Below are 15277 nucleotides of genomic sequence, written 5' to 3'. Positions count from 1 at the left end.
ACGGGCAGAAGGTCCTTCGCAAGCTCAGGATGACAGGCGGCCCGCAAAGGTCGGGCGAACCCGGGCACTACCGCGCGCGTTTGCGCAACCGGTGCGCGCTAAAAGCCGCACCTTTGCGTTAGGGTACGCTTGTTTCGAGCGCATTTGTCAACCTGTTTCCGCTGTTTTTCGTGCGTCGCGTTCTTCGTATTCTGCTCCAAATCTTGCTTGGGCTGGCCGTGGTGCTGGTGCTGGCGGTGGGCGGCATCCTGCTGGCGTTGCGCGTGCCGAGCGTGCAAACGCGCGTGGCCCACCAGGTAGCTGAAGTATTATCGCAAAAGCTGGGGCAGTTGGTTACCATTGGCAGCGTCGATGTGCGGCCGTTTTCGCACGTGCTGCTGGAGGGCGTGCGGGTGCTGGACCGCCGCGGCGGCGAGCTGCTGGCCGTGGGCCGTGCCGACGCTGATATTCAGCTCTTTTCGGTGTTCGACCCCCGGCATTTGCACGTGGGTACGCTCACGCTCACCGAGCCGCACTTTGCGCTGCGCGACGTGGCCGGGCAGCCCGACTCTACCACGCTCGACCAGCTGCTGGGAGCCATCAGGCGCCTCACCGGGCCGGCCGATACGACGGCCTCGAAGCCGTTCGATTTTCAGCTGCACGACGTGGCCATTCGCAACGGGCAGTTTACGCTGGAGCGGCCCGACCGGCCCCGCGATAAGTACTACGGCAAGGCCGTGGACTATGCGCACATGCAGGTCGATAGCATCTACGCCGATATTTCGGCGCTGAACTGGAAAACCGACACCCTGCGCGCCCGCGTGGCCGGCCTGCGAGCCGTGGAGGTGCCCTCCAACACGCACCTGCGCGAGCTTACGGCTAACATTCAGTATAACAAGCACTTCTGGGAATTTGGTGACCTGGCCCTGCGGCTGGGCCGGAGCGAGCTGCGCAAGTACCTGCGCTTTGAGTACAAGCGGTTTGGCAACTTCTCCGACTTCAACGACTCGATGCGGGTGGTGACGCAACTGCGCGGCACCAAACTCTATACCGACGACATTGCCAAGTTTGCTCCCGACCTCGCTTCGCTGAAGGATTCGGTCTTTATCTCGGGCGATGCCAAAGGCTATGTGCGTGATTTTCAGATTAAAAATCTCGACCTGCGCTACGGCCGGCGCACGCACCTGGTGGCCAGCCGGGCCTCGGCCAGCAACCTGCCCCGCTGGCGCGAAAGCCTCCTTGACCTGCGCCTGCAACCCTCGCAGGTAGATGCGGCTGACCTGCGCCGCTTCCTGCCCGCCTCGGCCAACAAGCTGGTGCAGCGCCTGGGCCTCATCAAGCTCGACGGGCAGTTTGTGGGCTTCTACAACGACTTTGTGGGTAAGGCCAATTTTAACACGGCGCTGGGCGCGCTTTCGACCGACGTAAACCTCAAAACCAAGAGCGATTTTGACCACGCCGTGTACGAGGGCACCATTCGCAGCAAGGCCTTTAACCTGGGCAAATTCATTGGCGATGAGTCGGTTATCCGGGATGTGACGCTGAATGGCAGGGTGCGCGGCACGGGCTTTGTGCCGCCCATTGCCAAGGGCCACGCCGTGGTGAGCGTGCCCGCCATCTGGCTCAACGGCTACCGCTACCACAACATTGGCCTCGACGGCGACTTTGCCGGGCAGGGCTTTAAAGGCAAGGTAACGGCCAACGACCCCGCCGTGCGCCTCACTGCCAACGGCAATTTCAACCTCGACCCGCGCCACCAACGCATTGACGTGCAGGCCACTATCGCGCATGCCAACCTGGCCACGCTGGGCCTCACGAGCCTGCCGCTGACGGTGAGCACCACGGCCCGCGTGAACCTGCGCGGCACCCAGCTCGACTCGCTGCTGGGCACGGCGCAGCTGCGCGGCTCGCACTTTACGCTGCGCGGCCAGAGCCTCGACCTCGACACCCTGGACGTGCTCAGCACGCGCAGCAGCCGCGGCCAGCGCCAGGTAACGCTGCGCTCGGAGCTGCTGGACCTCACCGCCAACGGGGCTTTTGAGTTGGCGGCCGTGTCGCGCGATTTGCAGACGCTCTGGCACGAGTACCGGCTCAATTTTGAGAGCAACGCTGCGGCCACGGCCGACTACTACCGCCGCAAGCGCCAGGTGCGCTTGCCGGTGTATGCCATTGAGCTGGATGTTAACCTCAAGCATATCAACCCGTTGCTGAACCTGTTTCAGCCCGACTTGCAGATTGCCGACCACAGCCACCTTGACGGCTCGTTCCGGCAGGGCGAAACGTCGATTTTGCAACTCGGGGGCAAGTTTGACAGCATCTGGTACGGACCGGTGCACACCGTGGCCACCGAGTTTGACTTCACCACTTCCAAGCTGCCCTACCAGCCCGAGGTACTGGCCCAGGCCAGCTTAACGTCTGACCGCCAATTGATTCCCGCGCTGGGCCGCACCGAGAAATTTGTATTGGAAGGCGTGTGGGACCAGCAGCGCATCAACTTTTCGACTTCGCTGGCCCAGAGCGGCACCGCCAACCGGGCCGATATTAACGGGGCGCTGGAGTTTTTGCCGCGGGCGGTGCAGGTGGTTTTTCGGCGCAGCGGCCTGCACCTGCTGGACCGCGACTACGTGATTGCGGCCGATAACTCGGTCAAAATCAGCGACTATGGTAAAGTGCTGGATATTCAGAATTTCAGCCTCACCAGCGGCCGCGAGCGCCTGAGTGCCCAGGGCATCATCTCGCCCGATGCCGACCAGCCGCCCCTCAAGCTGGACATTGCCAACCTCGATTTAGCCTCGCTCAACTCGGTTATCAATCAGCGGCTGGGCGGGCGGCTGAACATGCAGGCCACCGTGAGCGGCGTATATAACCAGCTGGCGGTCAATAGTACGCTGGCCGTGGACTCGCTGGTGTACGAGGGCACGCCCATTGGGCAGGTAGCCGGGCGCGGCGAGTGGGACAACCCCAGCGGCCAGCTGCGCGTGAACCTCGACGTGGCCCGCGAGCAACAGCGCGTACTCACCGTGACGGGCTACCTCGCGCCGCGCTCCAACACCCAGCAGTTCAACCTGATAGGCGAATTGAACGATGCGCCGGTGGTGCTGGCGCAGCCATTTTTGGGGAGTATTCTACAAAACCTGGGTGGCACCGGGCGGGGCCGCTTGCAGCTGGGTGGCCTGTTTAGCGCGCCCACCATTGCCGGGGCCGTAGACGTGAAAGATGGCCGCTTCACCTTCGGCTACCTGGGCACCACGTACCGCTTCAACGACCGTATTAGCTTCACTACCACTTCGATAGCGTTTAGTAAAATTCAACTGCGCGACGCGCAGGGCAACCTGGGCACGGTGGATGGCATTATCCGGCACCAGGGCTTTCAGAACATGGTGCTGGACATCAGCGCCAGCTTCCGCAAGTTTCAGGTGCTGCGCACCACGCGGCGCGACAACGACATGTACTTTGGTACGGCCTACGCCAGCGGCACGGCCACCGTGCGCGGCCCCGCCGACGACCTGGTGGTGAACGTGACCGCCAACTCGGAGGCCGGCACCCGCCTGGCCCTTCCTCTCGACAATGCGGCTAAAGCGCAGCAGGCCAGCTACATCAAGTTCGTCAACCGCAACCTGCCCGACTCGGTGCGCCGCCAGCAGGCCCGGCAGGCGGCCGTGGTGGCGGCCCAGGCCAAGGTCGATTTATCGGGTATTCAGCTCAACATGAATCTGACGGTGACGCCCGATGCGTACCTGGAAATATTGCTAGACGAGGCCACCGGCGACGTGATTCGGGGCACCGCCACCGGCCAGCTGCGACTGGCCATCGACACGCGCGGCGACTTCAACATGTACGGGCAGGTGGAGATTGTGCGGGGCGCCTACAACTTTACGCTGCAAGGCCTTGTCAATAAGGAGTTTGTGGTGCAGCCGGGCGGCGTTATCACCTGGAACGGCGACCCGCTTGACGGCCAGATGAACGTGACGGCCACCTATACCCAGCGCACCTCGCTGGCGCCTATTCTGTCTACCAGCGGCTCGGGCACCAGCGGCGCGGTAGTGCCCGTTACGGCCGTTATGAACCTGTCTGGGCCGCTGCTACTGCCGGTTATCAAGCTGGCGCTGGAATTTGACGATGCGCCCAGCTCGCTGCAAAACGACCTGGCGGCGTTCATTGCGCTGCTGCGCAATGACGAGCAAGAACTTAACCGCCAGGTATTTAGCTTACTTGTTTTCCGCACTTTGTCGCCCACGAATAGCAACAGCTTCAGTGGCATCTCGCTCACGGGGCAGGGTAACGCGGTGCAGAACAGCCTGGGCCAGATTATCTCGTCGCAGCTTGGGGTGCTCACCTCGCAGATTGACCAAAACCTCGAAATCGACTTCAATATCAACGGCCTCACCGCCAACCAGCTCCAGGCGCTGCAAGTGCGCTTAAGCTACTCGTTTCTCGATGGCCGCCTGCGCCTCACCCGCGAGGGCGGCATCAGCAACTCCACCAGCTCGGCCATCAACCCCACCACTGGCCTGCCTTATTCGGCCACGCAATCGTCACTCATCGGTGATTTCAGCCTAGAGTATTTCCTGCGCTCCGACGGAAAGTTTCGGGCCAAGCTGCGCTACGAAACCACCCCGCGCGACAACATCGTGACCAGCGTGAACCAGCCCCGCGCCGGCATTTCGCTGCTGCACACCAAGGAATTCAACAACCTGAACGAACTGTTCGGCCGCGAAAACCGAAGCCGCCGCGACCGCGATGCTCAACGCGCGCGCGAAGTGCTGACCGTGGACGAGGACCGGCGCACCGGGGAGCATAGCGCGCAACTTGGGTTAACTACTTACTCAGAATTGACCTGGCCTTCCTTTGCTAGCAGTTTAACTTATTAATTAACAAGTAGTTAATATCTTGTCACTTAGCCAGCTGTCTTTTCAACACCCGGCTGACTTTCCCATGTTTACGGTCCATATTCATACTCGCTTCGACAAGGTGCTGGGGCTGCGCATTCCGGCCAGCGAAAATGGCTATGCCGCGCTGGCTGGCTTTCAGGAGCTGGGCTGCGAAGTGCGGTTTTTCGACTCGCTTCCCGAGCTGCAAGCCCAGCTGGGGCCGGGCGATATGGTGGTGGGGTATCTCCGCGACGCGGCGTTTGCCTTCGCTCAGCTGGGCCTGTCGCCGCCGCCGCCCCTCGATTACCCGGCGGAGCTAGCTGCTTTTTACGGCCGGCGCATCTGGTCTACCGTCCTTTCCCAGGTGGCTAACCAGCCCGAAACGTGGCCCGTTTTTGTGAAGTCTGCCACCCAGAAAGGCTTTACCGGGCGCGTAGTGCGCACGGCCCACGACCTGCAGGGCACCGCTTTTCAAAACTACGACCAGCCCGTTAGCTGCTCCGAAGTAGTAGCGTTTGAGTCGGAGTGGCGGGGGTTTGTGCGCCACGGCCAGCTCTACGACCTGCGCGGCTACCGTGGCCGCTGGGACCTTTTTCCGGACCCCGCCGTGGTGCGCGCCGCCCTGGCCGCGTGGACTACCAAGCCCGCCGGGTGCAGCCTCGATTTTGGCGTGACCTCGGACGGCCGCACCCTGGTGGTGGAGTGCAACGATGGCTTCGCCCTGGGCCACTACGGGCTCAACGCCTTGCGCTACGCCAAGCTTATCAGCGCCCGCTGGCACGAATTAATGGGGCAACCCGACCCCTATCAGTTTACTTACTAGCAACCCGGGCCTTGGCCCTAGGCACCCCTTTTCTTGCAGCCCGGCTGGCCCGCAGTAAGGGCAAATTTCCTGTGCTCAATCATAGACTGGGGCCTTTTCGCCACAAAGCCCGCCTCTGCGTCGGGGGCTCGCAGGCGTCGGGGCCGCCGTTCGCCGCATGGCATTTTCTAACGCGTGGCGGGCGAGGAAACACCGCTTAGGCAGTAAGAATGCGAAAGGCAGCAATACTCACTCCTTAATTCTTCCTTCCCAATTAAAGCCAAGCGTACCTTTGCCCCCTATGGCCCGGCCCCGCAAAAAGACACTTGGCTCCTATCCTACCCTACTGGTGGTGTTCAGCATTACGCTGGCGCTGGTGGTTATCGGGCTGTTTGGCCTGCTGCTACTCCACGCCCACAAGCTGGGCGAGACAGTGCGCGAAAACCTGGAAGTACAGGTATATCTGGAGCGCAACCTGCCCGAAACCGAACTGCTGCGCCTCCAGCAAGACCTGGAGCACCAGCCCTACGTGGCCGAAAAAGCGGGCCGCGCCCAGGTGCGCTTCGTGAGCAAGGAGGAAGGCGCCCGCCAGTTGCTCGAAACCACCGGCGAGGACTTTCACAACTTCTTGGACGACAATCCTTTGCGCGATGCCTACGTGCTCAAGGTCAATCCCACGCACACCGATACCGCCAGCCTGCGCCAGCTGGGCCGCAGCCTGGGCCAAATGCGCGGCGTGTTTGAGGTGCAGTATCCTAAGAGCCTCTTTACCAGCATCAACCAGAACCTGGCGCGGGTGAGCCTGCTGCTGGTGGGCTTCGCGGCGGTGCTGGTGGTGGTGGTAGTCATTTTGATTAACAATACCATTAAGCTGGCCATGTTTTCGCAGCGGCTGCTCATCCGGTCCATGCAACTGGTGGGCGCTACGCGGTTCTTTATCAAGCAGCCGTTTATCCGGCGCGCTACCTGGCAGGGATTTGCCAGCGGCTTTCTGGCCGCGCTGGTGCTGCTGGTGCTATTGCAATACGCGTATTATGAGATAACCCAGCTGCGCCTGCTACGCGACGACTACCTCATTGGCTTGCTGCTGGCCGGCGTGCTGGGCCTGGGTACGGCCATCGGCTTTTTCAGCTCGTTTTGGGCCGTTAATAAATACCTCAACGTTTCGCTCGACGAACTCTACTAGGCCAAAAAGAACGTCATGCTTACCTGGCGTCCGCTTGCCGAAGCTCCCTGCTCGCTTCGCTAAAACGACTGAGTTACTACCCCGTGCGAAATGCTTCACTGTGCGGACGACAGGTAAGCATGACGTTTTTTTGTCAATTATCATTTATGCAACCAACTTCTGCCACTCCTCGCTTCGCCTTTGGCCCCCGCAATTTTCGCCTGATGTGGCTGGGCTTGGCCGTGCTGGCCGCGGGCTTCATCACCATGATGCTCGACAAGGCCGAGTATGGCGAAGGCTTTTTGGGCCTCACCCTGGGGCCGATTTTGCTGTTTGTGGGCTTCGTGATTGAGTTTGCCGCCATTATGGTGCGCAGCAATCCGGGCGAGCTGGCGCCGGTGGCCCCCGTCGTGGCCGCACCACCCGTGGTGACTGCCCAGCCGCTGGCCACGCCAGTAGTGATTGTGCCGCCCGCCACGTCGGCCCGGCCTGCTTATAAGCGCCCCAGCTAAGCAGTTGGCAGTCAGCCAAAAAACGTCAATGCGAGCGCAATATTCTGCGCATTGAGCAGAGATGGAGCGCGGCAATATTTCCTTCACGGTCGGGTTACTAACCCAGTGATAATGACGACCAGGAAATATTGCCGCGCTCCATCTCTGCTTAATGCGCAGAATGTTGCGCTCGCAAGGACGGACGGTATATAATATTGATTTTTAGCTAATTACAAGGAAATGACCTACTGGCACGCGCTGCTGCTCGCCATTGTGGAAGGAATCACCGAATTCCTGCCCGTGTCGAGCACCGGCCACATGATTATCGCCTCCAAGCTACTGGGTATGGAGGCTACGCCGTTTGTAAAGCTATTTCTGGTCGTCATCCAGCTCGGGGCTATTTTGTCGGTGCTGGTGGTGTATTGGAAACGCTTTTTTCAGAGCATCGACTTCTATCTCAAGCTATTGGCGGCCTTTATGCCCATTGTGGTGGTGGGGCTGCTGCTCAAAAAGCACATCGACGCGCTGCTCGAATCGGTAACGACGGTGGCCGTGATGCTGCTGCTGGGCGGCATCGTGCTGCTGTTTGTGGATAAGTGGTTTCCGCAGGAAGAAGCGCAGGCGGGCGGCCACCCCGTCACGAATCCCAGCTACAAGGAGGCGTTTATAATTGGCCTGTTTCAGTGCCTGGCCGTGGTGCCGGGCGTGAGCCGGTCGGCGGCCACCATCATCGGCGGCCTCACCCAGAAGCTCACGCGCAAGGCGGCGGCCGAATTTGCCTTTTTTCTGGCCATGCCTACCATGGCGGCAGCGGCGGTAAAAGACATTTATGATTATTACAAAGAGGCTCATGCCCAGGGCATTGACCTGGGGCACTTGTTTTCGAGCGAAGAAATAAAGCTGCTGCTGCTCGGCAACGTGGTGGCTTTTGTGGTGGCGCTGCTGGCCATCCGGCTATTCGTGGGCTTTGTGGCGAAATACGGTTTCCGGGCCTTCGGTATTTACCGCATTATTGTGGGCGGCTTGTTGCTGCTCATGATTGGGATGGGCCTTAATCTACAGTTGGTATAATTTTTTGAGCGGTTGGCTGATGGCTAGTAGCTGTTGGCTTTTCCGCTATAGTATAAAGTATGCAAGAAGCTAACAGCCAGCAGCTATCAGCTAAAAGCTTAGAAGAAGGGGTGGTACTCCTCCTTGATAAGCCGCTGACCTGGACGTCGTTCGACGTGGTGCGCAAGGTGAAGAACACGCTGCGCCCGCGCAAAATCGGCCACGCCGGCACCCTTGACCCGCTGGCCACCGGCCTGCTCATTTTGTGCACCGGCAAGAAAACCAAGGAGATAGACCTCATTCAGGCGCAGGAAAAGGAGTACGAAGGCACCTTCCGGCTGGGCCAGACCACGCCCAGCTTCGACCTCGAAACGCCCGTGGATGCCGAGCAGCCCTACGCCCACCTCACGGAGGCCGAAATACGGGCGGCCGTGGCCACCTTCGTGGGCAAAATCGAGCAGATACCGCCGGTATTCTCAGCCGTGAAAGTGGATGGCCAACGCGCCTACGAGCTGGCCCGCAAGGGCGAGGAAGCCGTTATCAAGCCGAAAACCGTTGATATTAAGGTATTTGAGCTGACGCGCGTGGCGCTGCCCGACATCGACTTTCGGGTGGTGTGCTCGAAGGGCACCTACATCCGCAGCCTGGCCCGCGACCTGGGCGGGGCGCTGGGCTGCGGCGCGCACCTCACGCGCCTGGTGCGCACCCGCATCGGCGAGCACCGCCTGGCCGACGCCTGGACGGTGCCCCAAATCGAGGCCCTGCGCCCGCCCCGCCCCGAGGCCGAAGGCGCCGCCGACCGCCCCGAGCGCCCCCGCCGCGAACGCCTCAAAGTAGCCCGCGTGGGCCTCGAATATTATGCCAGCCAGCAGGCCGAAAATCAGCCGGAAGCCCCGGCAGCGCCGGCCCCGGCCCCAGATTCAGCAGATGCCGCGCAGCACTCCGAATCGCCCCAATCGTCCGAATCTGCGTAATCCCAAAATCTGCGTAATCTGCGATTCATGGTAGTCATCACCGACCCCGCCGAATTCCCTCCCCTTGCCAACGCCGTGGTTACGAGCGGCACCTTCGACGGCGTGCACCGGGGGCACCAGCGCATTTTGGGGCGGCTGCGGCAGGTGGCCGATGCGGTGGGCGGCCCGGCCGTGGTTATCACCTACTGGCCCCACCCGCGCCTGGTGCTGGGGCCGCCCCCCTCCCACCCCGAGCTGCTGGAATTGCAGCTGCTCAACACGCTGGAGGAGCGCATTGCCCGGCTGGCCGAATTTGGGGTCGATTACCTGCTGGTGATGCCCTTCACCCGCGAATTTGCGCAGTGGACCTCGGAGGAATACATCCAGGATCTATTACTTAAAACGGTTCATACCAAGCACTTAGTGATTGGCTACGACCACCGCTTTGGCAAAAACCGGGAGGGCGGCTTCGATTACCTCAGCCAAAATGCCGGGCGCTACGGCTTCACGCTGGAAGAAATTCCGCGTCAGGACGTGGACGCCGTGGGTGTGAGCAGCACCCTCATCCGGCGGGCGCTGCGGGGCGGCGACGTGGCCACCGCCACCGCCTGCCTCGGCTACGAGTACCCACTCACGGGCGTGGTGGTGACGGGCCAGCAACTCGGCCGCACCATTGGTTATCCCACTGCTAACCTGCACGTTAGCGATAAACTAAAGCTGGTGCCGGCCCTGGGTATCTATGCGGTGTGGGTGACTACGGCGGCCGGTACGCGGCACCCCGGTATGCTCAGCATTGGCGTGCGGCCCACCATCGGGGCCGACCTGGCCCAGACCATTGAGGTGAATATCCTGGACTTCAGCGGCGACCTCTACGGGCAATTACTGACCCTGGAATTCGTTGCCTGGCTGCGGGGCGAGGAAAAATACGATGGCCTCGCCGCCCTCACGGCGCAGCTGGCGCTCGATGCGCTGGCTACCCGCGCGGCGCTGGCCCAATAGGGCCGCCGCTTTTCGCACTGAACTAACTTATTATTAATGAAGGTATTACAATTTATTTTAGTGGTCGGCTGCTGGCTGGCGCTGGCGGGCGGGGCCCAGGCGCAGGGCCGCATTACGGGCGTGGTGCAAGACTCGGTTACCCACCAGCCGCTGGCGTTTGCGAGCGTGTTTCTGGCCAATACCACGCTCGGGGCCACCACCACCGAGCAGGGGCAGTTTGAGTTTCTCAAGGTGCCGGCGGGCACCTACGACGTGGTAGGCTCCTACGTGGGCTACCGCCTGGGCAAGCAGGTGGTCACCGTCACCAACCCCAAGGCGCCGCAGGAAATAACGATACTACTCGGCTCGTCGGGGCCGCAGCTGGAAGAGGTGGTGGTGCAAGCCAGCGCCCACCGGCCGGAGGATTATAAGAAATTCAGTGACCTGTTTCTTGGTCAGAGCACGTTTTCGCAGCAGTGCGAGATTACCAACCCCCGGGACATCGTGGTGTACACCAACGACTCGACCAAGGAGCTGACGGCTTCGGCCAAAAACTTTGTGCAAGTGGAGAACCAGGCCCTGGGCTACCGGCTCAAGTACTTCGGCATGTTTTTCACCTATAACCCTGATACTGATTTTGTTGGCTTCAGCGGCCAGCCGGTATTTGAGGAAATGACGCCGCGCGATGCCGCCCAGCAGCGCCAGTGGCAGCAGAACCGCGTGGCGGCCTACACGGGCTCGTTTCGGCAGTTTTTGCGCAGCGTGTACAACAACCGCCTCAAGGCCGACGGCTTTTTGACCCAGCAGGTGCGCCTGGTGCCCAACCGCCGCTTCGAGCTCACCGATAGCCTGCGCCGTCGCTTGCAGCGCCGCCGGGCCGATGGCAACTTCACCTCGGCCGAGCGCGATTCGCTCACCAAGTGGGAGGATGCGGCCCCGGTGGTAGCCACGCTCTACCCGACGGCCCGGCCCATCGACAGCGTGCGCTACGTGTCGGCCGATGGCCGCCACACCTACCTGCGCTTCACGCAGGAGCTGCAAGTGTGCCACTTCGGCGAGGCCCCCGACCCGCGCTACGACCAGGCCATGTCCACCATCGGGCCCGAGCCGCGCAAGTCGCCCTACCCGGCCAAGCGCCAGGTATCGCGCATCCGCTTGCAGGGCCGCGAGGCCGAGATTCAGCCCAACGGCTCGCTGCGCAACTCGTCGGCCGTGTCGACCGGCGAGTACTGGGGCTTTGAAAAAATTGGCGAGTTTCTGCCGTTTGACTACGACCCGGCGGCGGCTGTTACTGCTACCAAGGCAACGCCCTAACGCCGTCGCAGGCTATGCTCCGTGCCGCCCCGAATAAAAGCTACCTACGCTACCTGCCAGCCGTACACCCTAACGAAACTACCGGGGATTTCGAAAAAATAGGTGAATTTTTGCCCGTGAATTACCAGTCCCCGGCTTCCCTTTCCCACCCATGATAACCAAAACTGTAGCCAACGCCCAGGCCGCCCTCGCGGGCCTGGCCGATGGCATGACCCTGATGCTCGGCGGCTTCGGCCTCTGCGGCATCCCCGAAAACGCCATTCAGGAGATTTTGCGCCTCGGCGTGAAGGACCTCACCTGCATTTCCAACAACGCGGGCGTCGATGATTTCGGCATTGGGCGGCTGCTGCAAACGCGGCAGGTGCGCAAGATGATTTCGAGCTACGTGGGCGAAAATGCCGAGTTTGAGCGGCAATTGCTGGCCGGCGAGCTGGAGGTAGAATTGATTCCGCAGGGCACGCTGGCCGAGCGCTGCCGGGCGGGTGGGGCGGGCATTCCGGCCTTTTACACGCCGGCCGGCTACGGCACCGAGGTGGGCGAGGGCAAGGAAAGCCGCGAGTTCAACGGTAAGATGTACCTGCTCGAAACCGGCCTCACCGCCGATTTTGCCTTCGTAAAAGCCTGGAAGGGCGACACCGCCGGTAACCTTATCTTCAAGGGCACGGCCCGCAACTTCAACCCCATGATGGCCACGGCCGGCAAAATCACGGTGGCCGAGGTGGAGGAGCTGGTGCCCGCCGGCGAGCTCGACCCTAACCAGATTCACACGCCGGGCATCTTCGTGCAGCGCATTTTTCAGGGCGAAGATTACGAGAAGCGCATCGAGCAGCGCACCGTCCGCACGTCCTAACAAGCCTTGTCCTGCTGACGAAGGAAGCATCTTATCACGGCGGCTTTCGGCAGAATTAACAACTATGCGGCGGGGGCGTGAAAAGGTCCTTCGCAAGCTCAGGATGACCCTATAAGATGGCACTCGACAAACACGGCATCGCCAAGCGCATCGCGCAAGAAGTACAGAATAACTCCTACGTTAACCTCGGCATCGGTATTCCCACGCTGGTGGCCAACTACATTCCGGCCGGCATCGACGTGGAGCTGCAATCCGAAAACGGGCTGCTCGGCATGGGCCCTTTTCCTACCGAAAGCGAGGTAGACCCCGACCTCATCAACGCGGGCAAGCAAACGGTAACCACGCTGCCGGGCTCGTCGCTCTTCTCGTCGGCCGACTCGTTTGGCATGATTCGGGGCGAGCACGTGGACCTCACCATCCTGGGCGCGATGGAGGTGAGCGAGCGCGGCGACATCGCCAATTGGAAAATCCCCGGCAAGATGGTGAAGGGCATGGGCGGCGCCATGGACCTCGTGGCCTCGGCCAAGAACATCATTGTGGCCATGCAGCACGTGGCGCGCGACGGCTCTTCTAAGTTATTATCCGACTGCACGTTGCCCATTACCGGCCTGCACTGCGTGAAAAAAATAGTGACCGAGCTGGCCGTGCTCGACGTGACGCCCGACGGCTTTGTGCTGCGCGAGCGCGCCCCCGGCGTGTCGGTAGCCCAGATACGGGCCGCCACCGCCGGCCGCCTGGTGGTGCCCGTGCCCGACGACGAAGTGCCCGAAATGATGGGCGTGTAGCCCGCGCAAAAGGGCCGCTTGGCGGGCCGGCGCATCCTTTTTGGGCTAAACGTGGTTTAACTAACTGGCTGACCTCGCGGTTGGCCAGTTATTTTTTGTTGATTCTACCCGTATTTATGGCTACTTCTGCTAGCACCAAGGCCGCTCCTGGCGGCGCCCACCACAAAAAAAACGGCAAGCCCACCCTCGATGAGCGCCTCACGCCCACCGCCGTGCCAGCCCACAAGCTGGTGCTGCGCCAGCTGCGCCGCTCCGATTTTAAGGCCATCGAGGAAATAATGGACAAGGTGTATTCCAACATGGAAGGCGCCTGGGCCGCCGACGAGTTTGCAGCGCTCATTCGCAAGTTTCCGGAGGGCCAGATTGGCATTGAGGACAACGGCCGCCTGGTGGCCGCCGCGCTGGCTATCATCGTGGATTACAATAAGTTTGGTGACAAGCATACCTACGCCAAAATCACGGGCAACGGCAAGTTTGATACCCACGACTCGGAGGGCGACACCCTCTACGGCGTCGACGTGTTTGTGGACCCCGAGTACCGCAGCCTGCGCCTGGGCCGCCGCCTCTACGATGCCCGCAAGGAGCTGTGCGAGAGCCTCAACCTGCGCGCCATGGTGGCCGGCGGCCGCATTCCCGGCTACGCCGCCTACGCCAGCGACATGACGCCCGCCAAGTACGTGGAGATGGTGCGCAACAAGGAGCTCGTGGACCCCATCCTCACGTTTCAGCTCTCGAACGAGTTTTACGTGCGTAAAATCATTCGCGGCTACCTGCCCTACGACTCGGAGTCGAAGGCTTATGCCACGCTGCTGGAGTGGATTAACGTGTACTACGATGAGGAATTTGACAAGCTCATCGGCAACCAGAAGTCGAACGTGCGCATCGGCATTGTGCAGTGGCAAATGCGAGCCACGGCCAGCCTGGAAGACTTTTTCCAGCAAATCGAGTTCTTCGTGGATACCGTGAGCGGCTACAAGGCTGACTGCGTGCTGTTTCCGGAGTTTTTCAACGCCCCCATGATGGCCCTCACCGGCGAGAAGGCAGCCTCGGCAGCCATCCGGGGCATGGCGGCCTTCACCGAGCCCATCAAAAACCGTATGATGGAGCTGGCCGTGAGCCACAACATCAACGTAATTGCCGGCTCGATGCCGGTATATGAAGATGGTAAGCTCTACAATGTGAGCTACTTGTGCCGCCGCGACGGCACCGTGGACGAGCAGTACAAGCTGCACGTAACCCCCGACGAGGCCAGCTACTGGGGCATGCGGGGCGGCGACAAAATTAAGTGTTTCGACACCGATTTTGGCAAAATCGGCATTCTGGTGTGCTACGACGTGGAGTTTCCGGAGCTGAGCCGCATTCTCAGCGACGAGGGCATGAAAATCCTGTTTGTGCCCTTCTGGACCGATACCAAGAACGCCTACCAGCGCGTGCGCATCTGCGCCCAGGCCCGGGCCATTGAAAACGAGTGCTACGTGGCCATTACGGGCTCGGTGGGCAACCTGCCGCGCGTCGAGAACATGGATATTCAGTACTCGCAGTCGGCCGTGTTCAGCCCCAGCGACTTTGCCTTCCCGCACGATGCCATCGTGGCTGAGGCCACGCCCAATACGGAGATGACCCTCATCGCTGACCTCGACCTTGACTTACTTAAAGACCTGAACACCAGCGGCGCCGTGCGCAACCTGCGCGACCGCCGCAAGGACCTCTATGGCGTGAGTTGGATACCCAAGAAAACCGAGCGCGACGACGAATTGCTGGCCCAGGGCGAGGAGCGCCAGCCCGCCGCGCGGCCCAGCCGCCGCAAGGCCCCCGCAGCCAACTAGGTAAGCACGGTAATAACCACTTTTAGAAGAGCACGTCAGGCTGATTCACGCAGTTATTGACGTGCTTTTTCTATGTTCAGGCGCTTCGCCTGGCCCACACTGTGCGGGTAGCTTTCAAAAAACGACGCCGGCCCGCGGCTCAGCGCTGGGAGGGGCCGAAAGGCGGGTGATTAAATTGGGATTAAAATTCATAAATAGTTCATCCAAGTGCGT

At 61.1% G+C, this 15277-nt stretch carries 11 protein-coding genes; all 11 read left to right on the top strand.

Annotated elements, in window-relative coordinates:
* The first annotated feature begins 170 nt into the window (after nucleotides 1-170).
* The 11 genes from QMK33_RS08040 to QMK33_RS07990 all read left to right on the top strand — a co-directional run bounded on the left by QMK33_RS08040 (nucleotide 171) and on the right by QMK33_RS07990 (nucleotide 15064).
* Nucleotides 171-4850, top strand: a complete 4680-nt coding sequence (locus tag QMK33_RS08040; RefSeq protein ID WP_283564056.1) for a translocation/assembly module TamB domain-containing protein — start codon at nucleotides 171-173, stop codon at nucleotides 4848-4850.
* Between the two features lie 64 nt (nucleotides 4851-4914).
* Nucleotides 4915-5673: an ATP-grasp domain-containing protein gene (locus QMK33_RS08035; RefSeq protein ID WP_283564055.1), complete on the top strand. Its 759-nt coding sequence runs from the start codon at nucleotides 4915-4917 to the stop codon at nucleotides 5671-5673.
* 280 nt (nucleotides 5674-5953) lie between these two features.
* The gene (locus QMK33_RS08030; protein WP_283564054.1) at nucleotides 5954-6838 is read left to right on the top strand and encodes a cell division protein FtsX; all 885 of its coding nucleotides are present in this window, start codon (nucleotides 5954-5956) and stop codon (nucleotides 6836-6838) included.
* A 146-nt stretch (nucleotides 6839-6984) separates the two neighbouring features.
* Entirely contained in the window at nucleotides 6985-7329 is a 345-nt protein-coding gene (locus tag QMK33_RS08025; RefSeq protein ID WP_283564053.1) for a DUF3098 domain-containing protein, read from the top strand.
* A 219-nt stretch (nucleotides 7330-7548) separates the two neighbouring features.
* On the top strand, nucleotides 7549-8379 hold the full coding sequence (locus QMK33_RS08020; protein ID WP_283564052.1) for an undecaprenyl-diphosphate phosphatase: 831 nt from the start codon (nucleotides 7549-7551) through the stop codon (nucleotides 8377-8379).
* Between the two features lie 59 nt (nucleotides 8380-8438).
* Complete coding sequence (gene truB, locus QMK33_RS08015) at nucleotides 8439-9332, top strand: tRNA pseudouridine(55) synthase TruB (protein ID WP_283564051.1); 894 nt, start codon at nucleotides 8439-8441, stop codon at nucleotides 9330-9332.
* A 27-nt stretch (nucleotides 9333-9359) separates the two neighbouring features.
* On the top strand, nucleotides 9360-10310 hold the full coding sequence (locus tag QMK33_RS08010; protein ID WP_283564050.1) for a bifunctional riboflavin kinase/FAD synthetase: 951 nt from the start codon (nucleotides 9360-9362) through the stop codon (nucleotides 10308-10310).
* A gap of 36 nt (nucleotides 10311-10346) precedes the next feature.
* The gene (locus QMK33_RS08005) at nucleotides 10347-11603 is read left to right on the top strand and encodes a carboxypeptidase-like regulatory domain-containing protein (protein ID WP_283564049.1); all 1257 of its coding nucleotides are present in this window, start codon (nucleotides 10347-10349) and stop codon (nucleotides 11601-11603) included.
* Nucleotides 11604-11754: 151 nt separating this feature from the next.
* Complete coding sequence (locus QMK33_RS08000; RefSeq protein WP_283564048.1) at nucleotides 11755-12453, top strand: CoA transferase subunit A; 699 nt, start codon at nucleotides 11755-11757, stop codon at nucleotides 12451-12453.
* A gap of 116 nt (nucleotides 12454-12569) precedes the next feature.
* Nucleotides 12570-13238 (top strand): 3-oxoacid CoA-transferase subunit B, encoded by a 669-nt coding sequence (locus QMK33_RS07995; protein WP_283564047.1) that lies wholly within the window; start codon nucleotides 12570-12572, stop codon nucleotides 13236-13238.
* Nucleotides 13239-13516: 278 nt separating this feature from the next.
* Nucleotides 13517-15064 (top strand): carbon-nitrogen hydrolase family protein, encoded by a 1548-nt coding sequence (locus tag QMK33_RS07990; protein WP_283564113.1) that lies wholly within the window; start codon nucleotides 13517-13519, stop codon nucleotides 15062-15064.
* Nucleotides 15065-15277: the final 213 nt, after the last annotated feature.

It is taken from the genome of Hymenobacter sp. H14-R3 (assembly GCF_030063445.1).
GTDB lineage: Bacteria > Bacteroidota > Bacteroidia > Cytophagales > Hymenobacteraceae > Hymenobacter.
Note: the sequence above shows the minus strand (reverse complement) of the source record. Positions and strands in the feature narration are given on the sequence as shown.

What these genes read in the sequence shown, in the direction of transcription:
- QMK33_RS08035 (WP_283564055.1), top strand. Translation starts at nt 4,915, where the DNA reads ATGTTTACGGTCCATATTCATACTCGCTTCGACAAGGTGCTGGGGCTG.
- QMK33_RS08030 (WP_283564054.1), top strand. Translation starts at nt 5,954, where the DNA reads ATGGCCCGGCCCCGCAAAAAGACACTTGGCTCCTATCCTACCCTACTG.
- QMK33_RS08025 (WP_283564053.1), top strand. Translation starts at nt 6,985, where the DNA reads ATGCAACCAACTTCTGCCACTCCTCGCTTCGCCTTTGGCCCCCGCAAT.
- QMK33_RS08020 (WP_283564052.1), top strand. Translation starts at nt 7,549, where the DNA reads ATGACCTACTGGCACGCGCTGCTGCTCGCCATTGTGGAAGGAATCACC.
- truB (WP_283564051.1), top strand. Translation starts at nt 8,439, where the DNA reads ATGCAAGAAGCTAACAGCCAGCAGCTATCAGCTAAAAGCTTAGAAGAA.
- QMK33_RS08010 (WP_283564050.1), top strand. Translation starts at nt 9,360, where the DNA reads ATGGTAGTCATCACCGACCCCGCCGAATTCCCTCCCCTTGCCAACGCC.
- QMK33_RS08005 (WP_283564049.1), top strand. Translation starts at nt 10,347, where the DNA reads ATGAAGGTATTACAATTTATTTTAGTGGTCGGCTGCTGGCTGGCGCTG.
- QMK33_RS08000 (WP_283564048.1), top strand. Translation starts at nt 11,755, where the DNA reads ATGATAACCAAAACTGTAGCCAACGCCCAGGCCGCCCTCGCGGGCCTG.
- QMK33_RS07995 (WP_283564047.1), top strand. Translation starts at nt 12,570, where the DNA reads ATGGCACTCGACAAACACGGCATCGCCAAGCGCATCGCGCAAGAAGTA.
- QMK33_RS07990 (WP_283564113.1), top strand. Translation starts at nt 13,517, where the DNA reads ATGGACAAGGTGTATTCCAACATGGAAGGCGCCTGGGCCGCCGACGAG.